Genomic DNA, 19,406 nt, shown 5'->3' on the forward strand with positions numbered 1-19,406 from the left:
CTCCTGACAGGTAAGGCTTGCCTAATCACGATAGACCCGCCGTCCGGCACCGACAACCGTGGGCCCCGTCACGTGGGACGTAGGGTCGGGGGGTGAAGGTGGCACTGCAGGTGACCTGTCTGGGGGACGCGCTGTTCCCCGACGTCGGCAAGGCGACCGTGAGGCTGCTCCGGCGGCTCGGGGTGGAGGTCGACTTCCCGGAGGCGCAGACCTGCTGCGGCCAGCCGATGATCAACTCCGGCTACCTCGACGAGGCGGTGCCGGCGGTGCGCTCCTTCGTCCGTGCCTTCGAGGGGTACGACGCGATCGTCACCCCGAGCGGGTCGTGCGCCGGGGCGGCACGCCACCAGCACGCGATGGTGGCCCGGCGGGCCGGCGACGAGGGCCTCGCCGACGCGGTCGCCGTCACCGGTCCCCGCACCCACGAGCTCAGCGAGTTCCTCGTCGACGTGCTCGGGGTGACCGACGTGGGGGCGTCGTTCCCGCACGCCGTCACCTACCACCCGACCTGCCACTCGCTGCGGATGCTCGGCGTCGGCGACCGCCCGCTGCAGCTGCTGCGGGAGGTGCGCGACATCGACCTGCGCGAGCTCCCGGGCGCGACCGAGTGCTGCGGCTTCGGCGGCACCTTCGCGGTCAAGAACTCCGACACCTCGATCGCGATGGGTGCCGACAAGGCCCGCCACGTCCGTGACACCGGCGCCCAGGTGCTGGTCGCGGGCGACGCGAGCTGCTTGATGCACGTCGGCGGCATGCTGGGTCGCCAGCGGGCCGGCGTACGCACGATGCACCTGGCGGAGGTCCTCGCCAGCACCGAGGGGCTGGCGGTCGAGGGATCGGGCGCCGGCTCCGCCCCGAAGCACACGGAGGAGCCGGTATGACGCTCGCCCCCGACCCCATGACCAGCGCCGCGACGTTCGTCGGGATGCCGGCCTTCCCGGTCGCCGCCCGTGCCGCGCTCGCCGACAGCCAGCTGCGGCACAACCTGGAGCACGCCACCCACACCATCCGCGACAAGCGGGCCCGCGTGGTCGCCGAGGTCGACGACTGGGAGGAGCTGCGCACCCGGGGCGCGGCGCTCAAGGACGCCACCCTCGCCGACCTCGAGACCCACCTGGTCACCCTGGAGGAGCGGCTCACCGCCGCCGGTGCCACCGTGCACTGGGCCCGCGACGCCGAGGAGGCGTGCCGCGTGGTCGCCGACGTCGCCCGCAGCCACGGGCTCGACGAGGTGGTCAAGGTCAAGTCGATGGCCACGGCGGAGATCGGGCTCAACGAGGCCCTGGCCGCCGAGGGCATCGCCGCCTGGGAGACCGACCTCGCCGAGCTGATCGTGCAGCTCGGCGACGACCTGCCCTCCCACATCCTGGTGCCCGCGATCCACCGCAACCGCTCCGAGATCCGCCAGATCTTCCTCGACAAGATGGCCGGCGCCGGGCGTCCTGCCCCCGACGACCTGAGCCAGGAGCCGGCCGAGCTCGCCGGAGCCGCGCGGCTGCACCTGCGCGAGAAGTTCCTCCGGGCGAAGATGGCCGTCTCCGGCGCCAACTTCGCGGTGGCCGAGACCGGCACGCTCGTCGTGGTCGAGTCCGAGGGCAACGGCCGGATGTGCCTGACGCTGCCCGACGTGCTCGTCTCGGTCGTCGGCATCGAGAAGGTGGTCCCGACCTTCGAGGACCTCGACGTCTTCCTGCGGCTGCTGCCCCGGTCGAGCACGGGGGAGCGGATGAACCCCTACACCTCGACCTGGACCGGCGTCAGTCCCGGCGACGGCCCGCAGGAGCTGCACGTCGTGCTGCTCGACAACGGCCGCACCCGCGCGCTCGCCGACGAGGTGGGCCGTCAGGCGCTGCGCTGCATCCGCTGCTCGGCGTGCCTCAACGTCTGCCCGGTCTACGAGCGCACCGGTGGCCACGCCTACGGCTCGGTCTACCCGGGCCCGATCGGCGCCATCCTCAACCCGCTGATGAAGGGCGTCGGCGTCGACGAGCAGACCGACTCGCTGCCGTACGCCTCCTCGCTCTGCGGCGCCTGCTACGAGGTGTGCCCGGTCAAGATCGACATCCCCTCGGTCCTGGTCGACCTGCGGGCCCAGGTCGTCGACGCCCACCGCGGCGGGCGTCCCTCCGTGGAGGCGGTCGCGATGAAGGGGGCCGGCGCGACCTTCGGTTCCTCGCGGCGGTTGCGCCTGGCCGAGCGCTTCACCGGCATCGGCACCCGCGTCGCCGGCCGGCTGGGCCTCGCCTCGGCCTGGTCCGGCGCCCGCGACCTCCCGACCGCGCCGGCCGAGTCCTTCCGGGCCTGGTGGAAGCGCACGGGCGGCACCGGCACCGGCACAAGCAGCGGGACCGGTCCCACGGACGAGGCGCGTCGATGAGCGCCCGCGACGACATCCTGGCCCGGGTCCGCGAGGCCACCGCGACCGCGGTCGCGCCCGTGCTCGAGCGGCCCGCGTCGCAGAGCCGCCCGGGCGACGTCGACCTGTTCGTCGAGCGAGTCGCGGACTACCGCGCGGTGGTCGAGCGCTGCACGGCCGCCGAGCTCCCGGCCCGGCTGGCCGACGTCGTGGGCGAGCGGCGGGTCGTGGTTCCCGACGGCCTGCTCGAGCTCCTCGACCTCGCCGATCTCACGCTGCCCGGCGCCGTCGTCGACGACGGCCTCGCCGCCACCGACCTGGACCGGCTCGACGGCGTGGTCACGACGGCGACGGTCGGCATCGCCGAGACCGGCACGATCGTCCTCGACCACGGCCCCGGGCAGGGGCGCCGCGCGGTCACGCTCGTGCCCGACCTGCACGTGTGCGTGGTGCGCGCGGACCAGGTCGTCGCCGACGTCCAGGACGCGGTCGCCCGGCTCGACCCGACGCGGCCCCACACGTGGATCAGTGGTCCCTCGGCCACCAGCGACATCGAGCTCGACCGCGTCGAGGGCGTCCACGGCCCCCGGCAGCTGCACGTGGTCGTGGTGGGCTGAGGCACACCTGACCCCCAGGGTGCCGAGCGTTGCTGGAGCGTTCCAGCAACGCGGACGTCTCCTCGGAGCGGACCCGAGGGGGCCGGTCCGGGCGCTGCGGTCGGTCGGGTGCCCCAGGCCAGAGTCGAACTGGCGACCTTTCGCTTAGGAGGCGGCTGCTCTATCCACTGAGCTACTGGGGCGGGACGTGTGCAGTCTCGTGTTGAAAACTCGCGGCACGTCGGGCCGTATCTTGTCACGGCGGTTTGACGGGGTGTATCTGACCTTCCGCGCCTGGTGACGGCGGCGGCGCGGCTTGTGGCGGTAGTCGGGTGGGTTGTGTTTGGGCAGCACTCTTGCCCCGCTGGCTGAGGCCAGCGGGGTGTGAGGGTGGTGCTGTTCTGTTGGGGTGCCGGTTGTGTTCTAGGCGGCGACCTGCTTCGGGGGTTCGGGGTCGGGGAGCAGGTCGTGGTGGGCGAGGCGTCCGTTGTGGATGTGCCATGCCTCGGCGTTGATCTGGGCTGCGTGCAGGAGCATGCGGAGGGACTGGTTGTGGTGTCCGTACGCGGGCATGCGCTTGAGGTACCAGGCTTGTTCGATGCCGTTGTTGCCTGATTCGGCGTCGGGGCGGAAGCCGCAGGACGTGGCGAAGTTGGTGTCGGTGATAGCCATTTGGCGCAGGTACTCGGAGCGGAGGAAGCCGTCGTCGGCCTGGGCGACGAGGGGCACGGAGTGGCCCTTGACGCCGCCACAGCGGCGGCAGTCGATGTCGATGAGGCGGTACCAGTTGAACTCGTTCTTTGCGCCGGGGCGGCGGATGGTGCGCTGGTTGAGCAGGGTGTGGGTCTGGTTGCCCTGGTCGTCGGCGGTGAGTTGGTAGACGGCTCCGCCGATGCCGTAGAGGCGGTGGCGGCAGGTGCCGTGCCTGCCGGTCTTCTCGTAGGTTCCGACGTGGTGGGACTTCTCGTAGCGGTCGCCGACCTTGACGCTTGAGCGCCCGTTACGGGCTCCCTGGGTGGGCTTGTTGACGACCATGAGGCCGCGCCGCATCAGGGGGTCGATGTGCTTGTGGTGGAGGATGCCGTCGACGACGACTGTCTGCAGGCCAGGGAGCAGGTCAGCGAGGGAGTTGACGATGTCGACGATGGCGCGGCCTTCGTCGTGCTCGTCGGGGGTCATGGTTTCTACGTCGAGGCAGATGCGGGTGCCGGACTGGATGAGGCGGGCCCAGGCGTAGGTGCCCTTGACGCCCCATTCGTAGCGGTGTGTCTTGTCGCCCCGGTACTTGGCGATCTGTTCGGCGGTGGAGCCTTCGGGGATGGCCGGGCTTCCGGCTTCGGGCCAGAGGTCGGTGTTGGGGTCGGCGCGGCGAATCTTGATCTCGCCGGTGACCTTGTTGACGTACTCGGTACCGGGCTTGTACTTCGAGGGCGAGGTGGAGACCTTGCCGTCGAGGGTGACGACGACCTCGCGGGTGGGCTTGGCAACCTGGAAGGCGTTGCCGGGCTCGTACATGCCCATGGCGACGGCCTGCTCGGCGGCGGCCCGCCGGTGTGCGTTGCGGAGTTTGTCCACCCAGCCGTACTGCTTGCTCTTTTTCTGGAAGTGGTTCCAGTGGTTGACCGATGGGCCGATGGCGGGCAGGGCGTCAGCGATGTGGTCGCCGTGGACGTCGCGGACGGCGGCGGTGACGAGTGCCCAGATGTTGGGGTCGCCAAGGTTGATGTCTGTGTAGAGCGCGGAGCCGTAGATGTCGATGGCTTGCCCGAACAGCAGGAGCGCCCAGTTGGGGTAGGCGGTGGGCCGTCCGGGGGTGCGGACCTTCTTGGTGTCGAGGGCGGCGGCGCGCTTGAGGAGCCAGGGGTCGGTGGCTGCGGCGAGCAGTTTGCCGAGGTCGCCGAGTCGGCGGGCGCGCTGCTCAGCGACGGTCTCGTCGAGGATGGCGACGAGAGCCTTCCGGGACTGGGTCTGCTTGTAGCGACGCACGAGCCGGTCGATGCGGGCAGCGTCCTCGCGGATGCGTCGTGCCTTGCCCATCAGAGCACCCCGTCCGGGGCCGTGCTCACGATGTTGTAGCGGTCGGTGCGGGTGGCAGCAACCGGTGCAGTGACTTCGTGGTTGGTGCGCCAGTTCGTGGTGAGGAGCCGGGCGGCGGCGTCGAGGGACCGCAGCCCGCAGGTGACGGCGACGGCCTCGACTGAGCCGGTCTCGATGTAGACGCGGTTGGCGACGTACTCATGGATGGAGGTGGGACGGACGCCGTCGTCGGGGGTGAGTCCGGCCTTGTTCAGGGCGCGCCACAACATGCCGTTGGTCGCCATGGCGACCTTTGTGGGGTCCTGGTCGGCCACCCGGTCACGACGTGCGAGGGAGAGCCCTGACAGGTCGCTCCCGTGGCTGCGGGTCAGGTAGGTGATGCGGGCGGTGAGCGCGTCGGTCTGCCACGCGTCGAGGGCAACCCAGCGGGGCAGGTTGCGGCGACCCAGCCCGGGGAGCCAGACCACGCCTTCGGTGAGGTGGACGTCGTTGACTTCGACCTGGGGGATTTCGGTGACGGTGGCCCCGGCCATGGCAAGAGCGACGACGGCGGGCAGTTTCGACTCGCGTGCCCGGTAGGCGGCGCGGTCCATGACGCGTTGCGCTTCGGCGGGGCTGAGGGGGCGAACGCGGTTCACGGAGCGTCCGTGAGTGGTGACCTTCTCGCCGGGGTTCTCATCCCACAAGCCGAGGTGGTGGCAGGTCGCAAAGAAGTTGATGAGGGAGGTGCGCCGGTTGGCCTGGGTGCCGTAGGCGGGCAGCCCGGTGGTGTTCGACGGCCACATCTTGCCGCTGGGGCGAGCGTGGACCCAGTCGGCGCAGATGGTCGGGTCGATGTCGCCGAGGGTCTGGTAGCCCATGGCGGTCGTGTAGGCGACGAACCTGGTCAGGTTGTGCTCGTAGCGCCGCAGGGTGGGTGCGGTGAAGCCGACGGGGACCGACTCCTTGACCCAGGCCGTCATGACGAGGGTGAGGGCTTCAGCGAGCGGGACGTCACCGGGGGCGGTGAGACCGGGGGCGAGCGTGAACGCGTCGTAGGGGCCGGGGAGCCCGACACGGCGACGGTTCGAGGAGCGGCGGACGTACTGCTGGGGGTTGGACGTGGGCATGACGGTTTTCGCTTTCGGGGTAGGCGAGCAGACCCGGCGGCGGTGACGGCCACAAGCGGGCGGTCGGCGACGCGGGTGTGCGGAGAAGAGGGGCTGAGGGGGTGAGCGGTGGCTGCTAAGGCAGCGGCGGCGGGCGCGTGCGTCCGCTCACGAAGGCTTCTCGCGCGGCGGGGTCTGCTCGGACCCGGCGACCTGGTCCGGCGGCGGCACAGCCGAAGCCGGGTAGGTGCGCACTAGTACGGGGCGGCTCAGCGGCCCCGGGGTGCGGTAGCGGGGGACGGCTAGCGCGAACGGGTCGGTGGCGACCGGTTCGTCGGGGTCGACGAGCCGCAGCGACGCGCGGCCCGTCTGGGTGTGCTCGGGCATGTGGTGCTCCTGGGTGACATCGACCCAGTGCTGCCTCGTGTTAGGGCACAGGCGTTCCGGGGTCGTGGGCGTCAGGAGTGCCGGGTTCTCCGGCGCTCCCTCTGAGCCGCGACCGCATGAAACGCATACGGACGTCCTACCACCCGGGACCCGGACGTGTCGAACACTTGTGCGAACAGCGTTGAGGTGGACGAGCCCGGCCTGTGCCGTCCCGTTCAGTCGGCGACCGGAGTCCGTCGTCGTTGTTGTAGCGGCGGGTGCCGACAGGAGTCCGAGAACGCGGCTCGTGAAGCAGGCGGCGGCTTCGGCGAGCCGGTTGAAGGAGGTGTTCATGACGCCCAATCTGGGGTCTACGAACCGTCCAAATAAGCGCGGAAAAAGCCCCCTTGGATCCGACCGAGGACGATTTCACCCCCGTGGATTTTGCGGGGCTGACTCCCGCCGTACGCAGTCCTCGCCCTAGGTTAAGACGGGTTGACCTGCGCGAACGCCGCCGGAATGGGCAGGGCCGCCAGGCCGAGGTGGGGACGGTTACGTCCGCGTGGCCGGTGCGCTCGTGTCCGGGAAATCCCAGAACTTCGGTCGCGCCTTGGTGCCCTCAGCGACCTCGATGAAGAACCGAATGGACTCCTCGGTCGGCATCGCGCCCGGCAGCACCATCATCAGCGTCACGATGTCCTGCGCCGTCAGATTCGCGCGCCCGCACAGACGTGCGTTCCACATGTTCGTCGAGTCCGAGCGAAGGTCCCTACGCGCCAACCCTTCTTGCGGGAGACCTTGCAGGGTCTTGTGCTCCCGCACCGCCAGAACAATCGCGTTCTGCATCACCGCAGCGCGGAACTTCGACACCGCCAACGGCTCCCCGTTCGGGTCCGGCGGCAACCACACGCGCTCGTTGACGTCGCGTCGACCGAACGATGTTTTGGGGCTGCACCAGTCACGAGGTTGGGAGGCCACGGGCGAATCCTATGAGTTGACGCGCCGTATACGTTGCCGTTCCAGGAGCACTCGGACCCCCAGGCTCCACGCATTTGGCTACCCCTCGGGAGGAACCGTGCCAGAGACGCCCGATGACGTCATCGAGTCCCACAGTGCGCGGCTGCATCGCATCGGCGTCACCTTCGACGACGTAGAAGCCCTCGAATGCATCTGGAATGGGAGCGAAGCGTTCCGCCTCATCGCCGACGACCGAAGCGGCTCCCTTGCCGATTACGGTTACAGCGTCGTCGACAGCCTCGACGCCATCTGGCATGAACTCGATGCATCGGTTGCCCACCTCTACATGCAGCACGGCTTCACGCCCCACCAGGCGTTCGTGCTCAATGAGGACCGCCGCGCCAAGACCAACCTGTGGGGACCGGATTTTGATAGTGACCGGCTGCACGAACTCCTTGACGCTAAGATGCCGCGCCCTCTCCTCATCCAGACCCTGCTCGTAGCCGAGTCGCCCCTTGAAACCGAGACGCTCATCGGCGCGATGACCCTCGACGGGATGCATCCCGAGACCTACAACCCCGAACCTGCCACCGCCCAGGTCGAGGCCCGTGCTGCGTCACTCAAGGTTCAGATCCACGATTGTGACTGCGAATTCTGACCAACACGTGTCCGCCAGCACCTTGGGAGCGCCACGGCGTTCCATCAGGCCGCTGCGGGTGCAGCAGTAGCCGACGCCTGCCGATACGAGTAACAAGTCATTCGAGCAAAGGGAGACACCAGTAGTGAGCAACCTCGGCAACTTCGTGTGGGGCATCGCCGATCAGTTGCGGGGTGTGTACCGGCCCAGCCAGTACGGCAACGTCGTGCTCCCGATGACGATCCTGAGGCGTCTGGACTGCATCCTCGAACCCACCCGCGAGCAAGTCCGTGCCCTAGCCGAAACCGAGCCCCGGCCCGAGATCCTGGACGTGAAGGTGCGCCGTCAATTCGGGCTCCACTTCCACAACACGTCCGCCTACGACCTGACCCGGCTCAAGAAAGACCCCGACGGGCTCCGCAACAATCTCATCGACTACATCTCGAAGTTCTCCGCCAACGTCGACGTGTTCGAACGGTTCAAGTTCGAGAACGAGATCGCCACCCTCGACGAAAACAACCGACTCCTCATCGTCGTCCAGCAGTTCGCCGACATCGACCTCCACCCCGACGTGGTCTCCAACGCCGAAATGGGCGACCTCTTCGAAGAACTCATCCGCAAGTTCGCCGAAGCCTCCAACGAGACCGCCGGTGAACACTTCACCCCACGTGACGCCATCCGCCTAGCCGTCGACCTCGTATTCGCCGAAGACTCCGACGCCCTCACTGAGAAGGGCGTCGTCCGGTCCGTCTACGACCCCACCGCAGGCACCGGCGGCATGCTCTCCGTCGCCGACGAACACCTCAAGTCACGCAACCCCGACGCCCGCCTCAACCTCTACGGGCAAGAAATCAACGACCAGTCCTACGCCATCTGCAAGAGCGACATGATCGCCAAGGGCCAAGACGCCGGGAACATCAAGCGAGGCGACACCCTCGCCGACGACCTGTTCGCCGGGCGCACCTTTGACTACTGCCTCTCCAACCCGCCCTACGGCGTCGACTGGAAGTCATCCCAGGAAGCCGTCCTCGCCGAGTACAACCACGGCGGCTCCTACTCCCGCTTCCCCGGCGGACTGCCACCCATCAGCGACGGCCAGATGCTCTTCCTGCAACATCTCGCCACCAAGATGCGCCCCGTCGAAGACGGCGGAGGCAGAGCAGCCATCGTCCTCAACGGCTCCCCGCTCTTCTCCGGCGGAGCCGGATCCGGGCCCAGTGAGATCCGTCGCTACCTGCTCGAAAACGACCTCGTCGAAGCCATCGTCGCCCTACCGACCAACATGTTCTACAACACCGGCATCGCCACCTACATCTGGCTCCTCGACAACACCAAGCAGCCCGAACGCGTCGGCAAGGTGCAACTCATCGACGGCACCAGCATGTACGCAAAGATGCGCAAGAGCCTCGGCTCCAAAAACCGCGAACTGACCGACGAAGGCCGCGAAACCATCCTCTGGCTCTACGACGAACTAGCCGAGGACAAGCGGTCCAACACCCTCACCAACGATCAGTTCGGCTACTGGACCATTACCGTCGAGCGACCCCTCCGCCTCAACTTCGCCTGCACCACTGAACGGATTGAAGCAGCCCTCGCTGTCAAGGCGCTCAAGGCCGTGGACCACGCACGTCTTCGCGAGACCCTCGAATCGTTCGGCGCTGAGACCTACACGAACCGTGAGGAGTTCCTGAGGGATCTGAACCCGCTTCTTCGTCAGCATGGTGTCGTCCTGACTACCCCGCAGCGGAAGACGCTGTGGCTTGCTCTCGGTGTGCACGACGACAACGCCGATGTTTGCTGCGACAAGAACGGCAACCCCGAGCCCGACCCCGCACTCCGCGACACCGAGAACGTCCCATTCACTTATGACGGTAATGCCGACGGAGTGCACGGTCGCGACACCACTATCGCGTCTTACTTGGAAGCGGAGTTGTTGCCGCATGTCCCAGACGCATGGGTAGACGCCTCGAAGAGCAAAGTCGGTTACGAGATTCCTTTCACGCGGATCTTCTACAAATTTCAGCCGCCGCGAACGCTGGAAGAGATTGATGCCGATCTTGAGGACCGGGTCGCGCGGGTCCTCGACATGCTGCGCGAGGTTGAGGCATGACGCTCCGGACGTACGACAGATACCGGATGAGCGACGTGCCTTGGGTGAATCGGATCCCAGCAGCGTGGGGGACGGTCCCATTCTTCACCGTGATGCGGGAGTGCAAGCGCTCTAATGCAGGGATGGTCGAGGCCAATCTCCTTTCGTTGAGTTTCGGTCGCATTGTTCGCAAAGACATCGACTCGCTTGGGGGGCTTCTCCCCGAGTCTTTTGGGACCTATCAGATCGTCGAGCCTGGAGATTTGGTCTTCCGGTTTACAGACCTACAAAATGATCAGCGCAGTCTCCGAACCGCGATATCAAATGAGCGGGGCATCATCACCTCCGCGTACGGCGTCGCGACCCCCACGGGCATTGAGCCTCGATACGCGAACTACCTCATGAGGGCTTACGATGCTTCGAAAGTCTTCTACGCCTTCGGTGGTGGGGTTCGCCAGTCCATCAAACTTTCCGACGTGGCTCGAATGCCGGTGCTGCTTCCGTCGGAGGATGAGCAGCGTTCCATTTCCGCATATCTTGACCGAGAGACTTCGAAGATCGACGCGCTTATTGCGGAGCAGGAGGGTTTGCTTACGGTCTCGCGCGAACGGCGGAGGGCGCTCATCTCTCATGCCGTGGTGTCCGGCCTGGACCGCGCCGCGCCGGTGAAGAAGGTGGCAGTAGGAGAAACGGCGTGGGAGGTCCCATCTCACTGGCCCGTGTTGCCCCTGCGCTACACGCTGAGGTACCAGGAGGGGCCGGGGATCTTGGCAGCAGACTTCCGGGACGCAGGTGTGCCACTACTGCGCATCAGCGGGGTAAGGACCGCCGTGGCAACGCTGGAGGGTTGCAACCATCTCGACCCCGACATGGTCGCCCAAAAGTGGTCCCATTTCCGTGTTGACCGTGGCGATCTGTTGATTAGTGCGAGCGCGAGCATGGGCACTGTCTCAAAGGTGGACAGCGACGACGTGGTGGGAGCAGTCCCATACACCGGAATCATCAAGTTCACTCCGGGCGCAATGTCGGAAGACTTCATTCGCTGGTTTGTGGTTTCAAGCGAATTTCTTGAACAGGTCGAGGCGCTAAAGACGGGTTCGACAATTCAGCACTTCGGCCCCTCGCACCTGTCCCAAATGCGCGTTGCCTTGCCGCCTCGTGACGAGCAGGTCGGGATCGCCTCGTACCTCGATGAGCAGACAGCGAAGATTGATGGCCTGATCAGTGAGGCCGAGGGGATGGTTGCTGTGGCGAAGGAGCGTCGATCGGCGCTCATCGCGGCTGCGGTGACGGGTCAGATCGATGTCTCTGGGGAGGTGGCCTGATCATGGCGCAGGAGCACGAAAGCGTGTTCGAGCAAGAGTTGTGCGAGTACCTCGCGACCCACGGGTGGTTGTACTCGAAGAACGGTGAGGGGTACGACAAGGTCCGTGCGCTGTTCCCCGAGGACGTGTTCGGTTGGCTGGAGGACACGCAGCCGGAAGAGTTGGCGAAGGTCGTCAAGCCGGGTGCGTCTAGCGCTGACACGAGGAAGTCGAAGGACCTGTTCCTCGACAGGCTGGTGAAGGCGCTCGACGCACCTCTTGAGTCTGGTGGTGGCACGTTGAACGTGCTGCGTAAGGGGTTCAAGAAGACGCCTGCCAAGTTCCGGATGTGCGAGTTCAAGCCCGCCACCTCGTTGAACAAGGCGACGCTGGAGCGGTACGGCAAGGTGCGTCTGCGAGTGATGCGTCAGGTGCATTACTCGAAGCAGCGCCCTGCCGAGTCCATCGACTTGGTCTTCTTCGTCAACGGTCTTCCCGTGGGGACGATCGAGTTGAAGACCGACACCATGCAGACGGTCGAGGACGCGAAGAAGCAGTATCGAGACGACCGCCCAGTCAAGGGCGAACCTCTGCTGCAGTTTGGCTCGCGGGCGCTGGTGCACTTCGCGATGTCGAACGACGAGGTCTACATGACCACCAAATTGGCGGGCCAGGAGACGCACTTCTTGCCGTTCAACATGGGTCGCGATGGGGGAGCCGGTAACCCGGTCGTCCCCGGTACGTCGTCTACCTCCTACATGTGGGAGCGGGTACTCGATCGCGACGCCTGGCTCAACATCATCGGGAAGTTCCTGCACGTCGAAATCAAGGACGACATCGACCCGATCACCGGGGCGAAGTCAAAGAAGACGACGCTGCTGTTCCCGCGCTTCCATCAGTGGGAGTTGGTCACCAACCTGCTCGACACCGTCCAGGCCGAAGGACCAGGTCACCACTACCTCGGCGCACACTCAGCAGGATCCGGCAAGACCAACAGCATCTCCTGGACCGCGCACGGTCTCTCAACCTTGCACGACGAGAACAACGAGAAGGTCTTCGACTCCGTCATCGTCGTCACCGACCGCACCGTGCTCGACGACCAGTTACAGGCCGCCATCAAGCAGATCGAAGGCACTGCAGGCACGGTCGCGAAGATCAACATCGACGAGGCGCGCAAGTCGGGGCAGACGTCAAAGTCCGGGCTGCTCGCCCAGCAGTTGGTGAACGGCAAGTTGATCATCATCGTAACGATGCAGACGTTCCCGTTCGCGATGGCAGAGATCGCCGCCAACAAGGGGCTGGCGCACAAGAAGTTCGCCATCATCGCCGACGAAGCGCACTCCTCACAGACCGGACGCACCAGTCAGCAGTTGCGCAAGGTGCTCACTGATGAGGAAGAGGCCGAACTCAAAGACGGTGGGGAGATCGACACCGAGGCTCTGCTCGCCGCCGAGATGGAGGATCGGGCCGACTCGCCGAACCTGTCGTTCTTCGCGTTCACCGCCACACCCAAGCCGAAGACGATGGAACTGTTCGGACGCAGGGACCCCAACGGCATCCCGCGCGCCTTCCACGAATACACGATGCGCCAGGCCATCGAGGAAGGGTTCATCCTCGACGTCCTCCAGAACTACACCACCTACGACACCGCATTCCGGATCGCCGAAAAGGCCAAGGCCACCGCCGCCACCGGGAAAACAAAGTTGTCCGAGGTCAAGGTCGTGGATGAGGTCGAAGCGACCAAGGGCCTCATGAAGTGGGTGTCCTTACACCCCACAAACGTCGCCCAGAAGGTCCAAATCATCGTCGAGCACTACCGCACCAACGTGCGTCACCTCATCGACGGGCACGCCAAAGCCATGGTCGTCACCTCGTCGCGTGAGGCAGCCGTCCGCTACAAGGAAGCCATCGACGCCTACATCAAGAAGCGCGGCTACACCGACATCGCCACCCTCATCGCGTTCTCTGGCTCCATCGAGGTCGACGGTGTCACGTTCCCCGGCGTCGAGCCCCCGTACACCGAGGGCAACCTCAACACGCAACTCAAGGGCCGGTCGCTCCCGAAGGCGTTCGCCACAGATGAGTTCCAGATCATGCTGGTCGCAAACAAGTTCCAGACCGGGTTCGACCAGCCCCTGCTCTGCGCCATGTACGTCGACAAGCGCCTCTCTGGCGTCACCACCGTCCAGACGCTCTCTCGGCTCAACCGCACCTACGCGGCGGGCGGGAAGGACACCACCTACGTCCTTGACTTCGTCAACGACCCCGACGAGATCCTTGCCGACTTCAAGGTCTACTACGAGACCGCCACCCTCGAAGGCGAAACCGACCCCGACCTCGTGCACGACCTCCAAGCGAAGTTAGACAACGCTGGCATCTACACGACCGCTGAGGTCGACGCGTTCGCTGAGGCGTACGTGGGAGGCAAGGGGAACTCCGCCATCCAAGCGCCGTTGAAGGCCGCCAAGGACCGCTTCAACGACCGCTACAACGTCGCCGTCGCGGCCGACGACAAGGCCACGGTCGACGACCTGGACGTGTTCCGAAAAGACGTCGGTTCCTTCATCCGGCTTTACGACTTCCTTTCCCAGATCGTCAACTACCAGGACACCGACCTAGAGAAGCGATCCCTCTACCTGCGGTTCCTCGCCCGCCAGATCACCGCCAAGAACCGCAACCAAGAAGTCGACTTCTCCACCGTCGAACTGACCCACATCAAGCAGACCCGCACCGCCGACCGCAGCCTCGACCTCGGCACCGGGGAAGCCAAGGGCCTCAAGCCCATTACGGCCACCGGCTCCGGGCAGTCGCGCGACCCCAACATGGTTCGTCTCGAAGCAATCCTCGCCAAGGTCAACGACCTGTTCGCCGGGGAAGACTTCACCGTCGCTGAGCAACGCTCCTGGGTCGAAGGGGTCGTCACCGTCCTCATGGACGACGACACCATCCAGACCCAAGCAACCAACAACTCCAAGAAGCAGTTCATGGAGTCACCTGACCTCAACGACGCCGTCGTCGAAGCCGTCCTGGGGAACCAGACCAGCCACAACAAGATGGCCGACATCTTCTTCACCGAGGACAAGATCAAGGTCGCACTCGTGCATCTCCTCGGAGAACTCGTCCACGAAAACATCAAGGCCGAGGAGCAACCCGCATGAGCGCCGACGGCAAGAACCTGAGTTGGGCTTTGATGAACGCAACCCGAGGCGTGGGGGTCGAGCGGGGCGTCGACCTCGTGCTGCACGCACTGTTCGTTCGCTGGCTCACGACGCAGGCCGACGGGGAAAGTCGCTGGCGAGAACTAGGCGCATCTAGCAACGACGACGACCTGGCTCACCGGTTCGCGCGGCTGGACATCTTTCGAGAGACGTCCAGCGACTCGCGGCTTGACGATGCTGACGCCTACCGGCAGACCCTGCGCTCCATCCTGCACACCATTGACGACTCGATCCCGTGGTCCCTCGACATTGCAGAGCAACGGGAACAGATTGCCGACGCGTTCGACGAGACACTCGAACACCTCTCGCGGTTGGGAAAACAATCGGGAGAGTCAGACACACCACGGTCCCTTGCGGACCTAATGGCAGCGCTAACCGTGCGTCCGGGTGACTCCGTCCTCGATCCAGTGTGCGGTAACGGGACCGGGTTGCTGACGGCTGCCCGAGTCCAACCGAACGTCAGCGTGTCCGGGTTCGACATCAACCAGCGGGTCGCCCGACGCGCGTCGATGCGCCTCATGATTCATGGCGTCGAAACCGGCAGTGGATTCGGCGTGTGGTGTGCCGACGCCTTCAACGAACCGCAAACCGGACTTGCAGATGTAGTGCTCGCTCAGCCCCCGTGGGGGCTCACGTTCACCGACCCGCAACGTGACACCATCCGAACCTTGGCAGGTGGGGCGCTGTCAGGTAAGGCTTCAGCACCTAAGGGCGACATGCCATGGGTCCTGCTGGCGCTTGACGCCCTCAAGCCGGACGGTCGTGCGGCGCTTGTCCTCTCAGGCAGCAGCCTTGTCCCCCGCAACCGCGAGAACTACGAGTACCTGCTCCGCAGAGGAGCCATCGAAGCAATCATTTCGTTACCGACCGGCGTCTTCCGTCACACCAGCATTGCCACGGCCTTGTGGCTGTTCCGCGAACCTACGACCCGCAACACAGCAAGTTCGTTGGCCCTGATCGACGCTCAGACGTTGATGCAGACGACTGACGATGGCCGAGTCGAGATCACTCCCAACACCATTGGCGCACTCGTTGACATCGTCACCGAGTTCCGTAGGACCGGCACCGTGGCCGCTCCCTCGCACGTTGCACGTAGCGTCGGGACGAACGAACTCCGGCTCGACCGAGGGCTGAACCCCGGCCTGTACTTGGATGAGCCGCCAGAGGAGCAAGTCACCCACCCTGCCCCTGACCGCACGCTTCTCACGCAGATTGAACTCAGCAACTTCAAGGCTTTCGGGGCACCGACTCAGGTGCCACTCGCCCCACTCACGCTGGTGTACGGCGCAAACTCGGCCGGTAAGTCAACTCTTGTGCAGTCACTCCTGTTGTTGAAGCAATCCCTTGCCTCCGACGCTCTTGTCACGCAAGGCTCGCTGCTCAACGTAGGCGGATTCCGAGGCCTTGTTCACCGACATGGTGATGACCCGGTGACGGTGGCTTTCACCTACGGCACGCTCCCGACGTGGATCCCAGAACGAGGCACTCCGGATCCCAGCCTCACACGACAGGTGGGATGGACCTTCGAGAGCAACGGCACAGGTCAGGGCGCGGTCACTCAGGTAGCCATTCAGTTCGGTGAATACCGCCTGGTCTTCCGAAAAGACCCCGGGGCTACCGACTTCGCCCTAAGCCGCGCGGAACTGGACGAGGTAGTCAAGGGCGTTGCAAGCGGCACCCTGCTCTATCCATTCGATGCTCGCCACTATCAAGACGGTGATGACGCAGAGCAAGCCCGACGGCACAAGGGACGCCAGCAGAACGCCAAGCGCACTCTGCGAATCCTTGAACGCGACGGCATCGAGACCATCGACGTCCGCGCCAACGGCATCCTGCCCACCAGTGAAGTATTACTTCGCCCCTCACGGTCAGGCATCTCGAACCACGAGCAGGGCATCGTTGACTCCTACGTCAACCGGACAGCCAAACTCGCCGGAGGCGTCTCCGCTGAGGTGGCCCAACTCCTCGACAGCCTCGTCTGGCTTGGGCCGCTGCGTTCAGCGCCGCAGCGCGTCTACGACCGCGCCGACACCAGTTCCACACCCGGCGACGGTCGCCACGTAGCCATCTACCTGTTTGACCACACCACCGTCGTCACACAAGTCAACGAGTGGCTCAAACGGCTAGAAGTGCCCTACACGCTCGACGTGGTCCCGGTGAACGCAGGCAACTCCTCCCACCTGATCGGCGACCTCGTTGCCATCTCGCTGTTCGACAGCCGGAGTGGCGTCAACGTCACGCCCGCCGACGTTGGGTTCGGGATCAGCCAAGTCCTTCCCATCGTCGTGGAAGTCCTCTCCCGCCGCGACAGCGTGGTCGCTATCGAGCAACCCGAAACCCACCTGCACCCGCGCCTACAGGCACGGCTGGCAGACCTCTTCATCGACACCACCCAAGAAGGCGGCCAGGGCAACCAACTCATCGTCGAAACCCACAGTGAGCACCTCATGTTGAGGGTGCAGCGACGCATCCGAGAGGGCAGCCTCGACCCACGCAACGTGTCCGTCGTCTACGTAGACCAAGGACCCCAAGGGGACACCACGGTGAAACCCCTCCGCCTGAGCGATGAGGGCGAGTTCCTCGACGAGTGGCCTGACGGGTTCTTCGACGAGCGTCTTGACGAACTGTTCGGTGAGTTCTGATGTACGCCCGTGTTGCCGTTGCGTCCAACTCGCTCGACCTCGGCACACTGCCGCCGCCGGTTGCCAACGCGTTGCACGGCACGCTCATCGAGATGCTCCTCGCACATGGACGGCTCGTGTTCACAAGCCAAGGTGAAGCACTGGAATTCGTGCGGGCCATCAAGACCACCGAAGGCATGCCACCTGGAGCCCGGACACGCTGGACGGCAGCCTTAATGCAACTCAGACAATCGGGCCGGGTGGTTTTCACTGACCCTCCCGGGCCAGCCACGCTCGCCAGCGTCACCACCTTGGACGGCGTACGTGCACAGTGGGGAGGACAAACCGACGTCGCAGTCATCGCCGACAGCGCATGCCTCTCATTAGGCGTGCCCGCCAACACCGGCATCCTCAGCGACCCGACGTTGAACCCCGACCTTGCCGTTCCAGCCGCCGCGCCAGACGCCCCCGCTCTGGCCCGCCTACAACTTCTTCAACAGCACCCCGTCGCAGCGCACGGCAGCAGCCGCAAGAAGTTCTGGAAGTCGGTCCTAGAGCCCGTAGCCACCGACGCTCACACGGCCACGCTCCTCGACGGGTACCTCTTCAAGCGACTCAGCGAAATCCACCACGGGTCCGTCACAGAGCCCCTAGGCGGTGAAGGGTCTGCTGCACGAACGGGTGACAGTTTTGGTTAGGCCGCCTGGGTGGCGGTTGGAGTCATGATCAGCTCGTATTCGACCGGGGTCAATCGCCCGAGAGCAGCCTGTCTCCGGCGCCGGTGGTAGGTCCTCTCGATCCACCTGACGATCGCGATCCTCAGCTCTTCACGGGTGGCCCAGGGGTGGCGGTCGAGGACGTTCTTCTGCAGCAGCGAGAAGAAGCTCTCCATGGCTGCGTTGTCGCCGGCTGCGCCGACGCGGCCCATCGAGCCGACCATGTCGTGGCGGTTGAGCGCGTGGACGAACTTGCGGCTTCGAAATTGCGATCCTCGGTCGGTGTGCAGGACACAACCGGCCACCTTGCCGCGGCGAGCGACTGCGTCGTTCAGCGCAGCGACCGCGAGCCGGGACTTCATCCGTGAGTCGATCGAGTAGCCGACGATGCGGTTGGAGCAGACGTCCTTGATCGCGCAGACGTAGAGCTTGCCCTCCCCGGTCCAGTGCTCGGTGATGTCGGCCAGCCACAGCTCGTTCGGGCCGGTGGCGGTGAACTCGTGGCGGATCCTGCCTTGGTCGTCGACCACGGCGCAGCGGTCGTCGTGCACCGGCGGGCCCGGCTTCTTCCCGTTCCTGCCGCGCTTCTTCCCGAACGCCGACCACCAACCGAGGTCGGAGCAGATCCGCCACGCGGTCCGCTCGGCCATCGGCTCACCTGCGCCGCGGGCTTCGTCGAGGAGGAACCGGTAGCCGAACTCGGGGTCGTCGCGGTGGGCGTCGAACAACGCGTTCGCCCGGTAGGCCGCGGTCAGCTCGGCATCGGTGACCGGATTGACCAGCCAGCGGTAGTAGGGCTGGCGAGCGATCTTCAGCACCCGGCACGTCACCGCGACGGGGACCCCATCGGCGGCCAGCTCGCGGACGAGCGGGTACATCATTTTCCCGGCAGGTTGGCCTGAGAGAGATACGCAGCGGCGCGGCGCAGAACCTCGTTCTCTTGCTCGAGGAGCCTGATTCGCTTGTTCGCTTCGCGCAGCGCGTCGGACTCCACGGGCGCTCGGCCGGCTGAGGATGGGCGGGCAGACTTCTTGTCATCGATCGTGACCCAGCGCTTCAGGCACGACGGCGAGATGCCGAAGTCCTTGGCGACCTGGGCCAGCGACGCATCCGAGTCCCGGTAGACCCGGATCACGTCCTCGCGGAACTCTCTGGGGAACGCCTTCGGCATAGTGCACATCCTTCCAGCGCCGACACACATCGACGCAGATCAGATGTCACCTATCCGTGCAGCAGACCCGTGGTCCTACCACTGGCAGTCGGGAGCACTCGGCGACCTGCGCACCGAAGAACGCACTACAGAAAACATGCCCGGACAAGACGCTGCCGTTTCAATAATCCGACTATGAACACAGCCAAGGCCGAACTCCCGGTACCGCACTTCTACCCGCGAGCAGCGCGGAACCGGTCGTATGTTCGCG

Annotated in this window: 14 protein-coding genes and 1 tRNA gene; 9 read left to right on the forward strand and 6 right to left on the reverse strand. The window is 65.4% G+C overall.

Annotated elements, in window-relative coordinates:
- The first annotated feature begins 92 nt into the window (after nucleotides 1–92).
- Genes EDD33_RS04080 through EDD33_RS04090 form a run of 3 tightly spaced genes read left to right on the forward strand, consistent with a single transcriptional unit; the run spans nucleotide 93 to nucleotide 2,973 of the window.
- Entirely contained in the window at nucleotides 93–881 is a 789-nt protein-coding gene (locus EDD33_RS04080) for a (Fe-S)-binding protein (RefSeq protein ID WP_123389216.1), read from the forward strand.
- The gene (locus EDD33_RS04085; protein WP_211332405.1) at nucleotides 878–2,377 is read left to right on the forward strand and encodes a lactate utilization protein B; all 1,500 of its coding nucleotides are present in this window, start codon (nucleotides 878–880) and stop codon (nucleotides 2,375–2,377) included. The genes EDD33_RS04080 and EDD33_RS04085 overlap by 4 nt, the downstream gene beginning before the upstream one ends.
- Nucleotides 2,374–2,973: a LutC/YkgG family protein gene (locus EDD33_RS04090; protein ID WP_123389217.1), complete on the forward strand. Its 600-nt coding sequence runs from the start codon at nucleotides 2,374–2,376 to the stop codon at nucleotides 2,971–2,973. The genes EDD33_RS04085 and EDD33_RS04090 overlap by 4 nt, the downstream gene beginning before the upstream one ends.
- Before the next feature lie 109 nt (nucleotides 2,974–3,082).
- Here EDD33_RS04090 and EDD33_RS04095 read toward each other — a convergent pair.
- The 5 genes from EDD33_RS04095 to EDD33_RS04115 form a co-directional block, all read right to left on the reverse strand.
- Nucleotides 3,083–3,155, reverse strand: a tRNA-Arg gene (locus EDD33_RS04095).
- Between the two features lie 220 nt (nucleotides 3,156–3,375).
- Nucleotides 3,376–4,989, reverse strand: a complete 1,614-nt coding sequence (locus tag EDD33_RS04100; protein WP_123389218.1) for a hypothetical protein — start codon at nucleotides 4,987–4,989, stop codon at nucleotides 3,376–3,378.
- On the reverse strand, nucleotides 4,989–6,098 hold the full coding sequence (locus EDD33_RS04105; RefSeq protein ID WP_123389219.1) for a hypothetical protein: 1,110 nt from the start codon (nucleotides 6,096–6,098) through the stop codon (nucleotides 4,989–4,991). The genes EDD33_RS04100 and EDD33_RS04105 overlap by 1 nt, the downstream gene beginning before the upstream one ends.
- A 147-nt stretch (nucleotides 6,099–6,245) precedes the next feature.
- Nucleotides 6,246–6,464 (reverse strand): hypothetical protein, encoded by a 219-nt coding sequence (locus tag EDD33_RS04110; protein WP_123389220.1) that lies wholly within the window; start codon nucleotides 6,462–6,464, stop codon nucleotides 6,246–6,248.
- Nucleotides 6,465–6,995: 531 nt separating this feature from the next.
- Complete coding sequence (locus EDD33_RS04115) at nucleotides 6,996–7,421, reverse strand: hypothetical protein (RefSeq protein WP_148076926.1); 426 nt, start codon at nucleotides 7,419–7,421, stop codon at nucleotides 6,996–6,998.
- A gap of 97 nt (nucleotides 7,422–7,518) precedes the next feature.
- On the opposite strand from EDD33_RS04115, the gene EDD33_RS04120 reads away from it, so the two are divergent.
- The 6 genes from EDD33_RS04120 (at nucleotide 7,519) to EDD33_RS19625 (ending at nucleotide 17,967) form a co-directional block, all read left to right on the forward strand.
- Nucleotides 7,519–8,058 carry a hypothetical protein gene (locus EDD33_RS04120; RefSeq protein WP_123389222.1) on the forward strand — a complete coding sequence of 180 codons (540 nt, stop codon included), beginning with the start codon at nucleotides 7,519–7,521 and terminating at the stop codon, nucleotides 8,056–8,058.
- 124 nt (nucleotides 8,059–8,182) lie between these two features.
- Nucleotides 8,183–10,147 carry a type I restriction-modification system subunit M gene (locus EDD33_RS04125; protein ID WP_123389223.1) on the forward strand — a complete coding sequence of 655 codons (1,965 nt, stop codon included), beginning with the start codon at nucleotides 8,183–8,185 and terminating at the stop codon, nucleotides 10,145–10,147.
- Nucleotides 10,144–11,451 carry a restriction endonuclease subunit S gene (locus EDD33_RS04130; RefSeq protein ID WP_211332406.1) on the forward strand — a complete coding sequence of 436 codons (1,308 nt, stop codon included), beginning with the start codon at nucleotides 10,144–10,146 and terminating at the stop codon, nucleotides 11,449–11,451. Before EDD33_RS04125 ends, EDD33_RS04130 begins: the two co-directional genes overlap by 4 nt.
- A gap of 2 nt (nucleotides 11,452–11,453) precedes the next feature.
- Nucleotides 11,454–14,588 (forward strand): type I restriction endonuclease subunit R, encoded by a 3,135-nt coding sequence (locus tag EDD33_RS04135; protein ID WP_123389224.1) that lies wholly within the window; start codon nucleotides 11,454–11,456, stop codon nucleotides 14,586–14,588.
- Nucleotides 14,585–17,290: a DUF3696 domain-containing protein gene (locus EDD33_RS04140; RefSeq protein ID WP_123389225.1), complete on the forward strand. Its 2,706-nt coding sequence runs from the start codon at nucleotides 14,585–14,587 to the stop codon at nucleotides 17,288–17,290. The genes EDD33_RS04135 and EDD33_RS04140 overlap by 4 nt, the downstream gene beginning before the upstream one ends.
- Nucleotides 17,290–17,967: a hypothetical protein gene (locus EDD33_RS19625; protein ID WP_148076927.1), complete on the forward strand. Its 678-nt coding sequence runs from the start codon at nucleotides 17,290–17,292 to the stop codon at nucleotides 17,965–17,967. The genes EDD33_RS04140 and EDD33_RS19625 overlap by 1 nt, the downstream gene beginning before the upstream one ends.
- Here EDD33_RS19625 and EDD33_RS04145 read toward each other — a convergent pair.
- Nucleotides 17,964–19,156 (reverse strand): IS3 family transposase gene (locus tag EDD33_RS04145; protein ID WP_123389226.1). Its coding sequence is split into 2 segments (ribosomal slippage): nucleotides 17,964–18,869 and nucleotides 18,872–19,156, totalling 1,191 coding nucleotides; the frame shifts between segments, so codons are not numbered across the junction. The two genes, EDD33_RS19625 and EDD33_RS04145, sit on opposite strands and share 4 nt — an antisense overlap.
- Nucleotides 19,157–19,406 lie beyond the last annotated feature (250 nt).

The sequence above is a fragment of the Nocardioides aurantiacus genome (assembly GCF_003752505.1).
GTDB lineage: Bacteria > Actinomycetota > Actinomycetes > Propionibacteriales > Nocardioidaceae > Marmoricola > Marmoricola aurantiacus.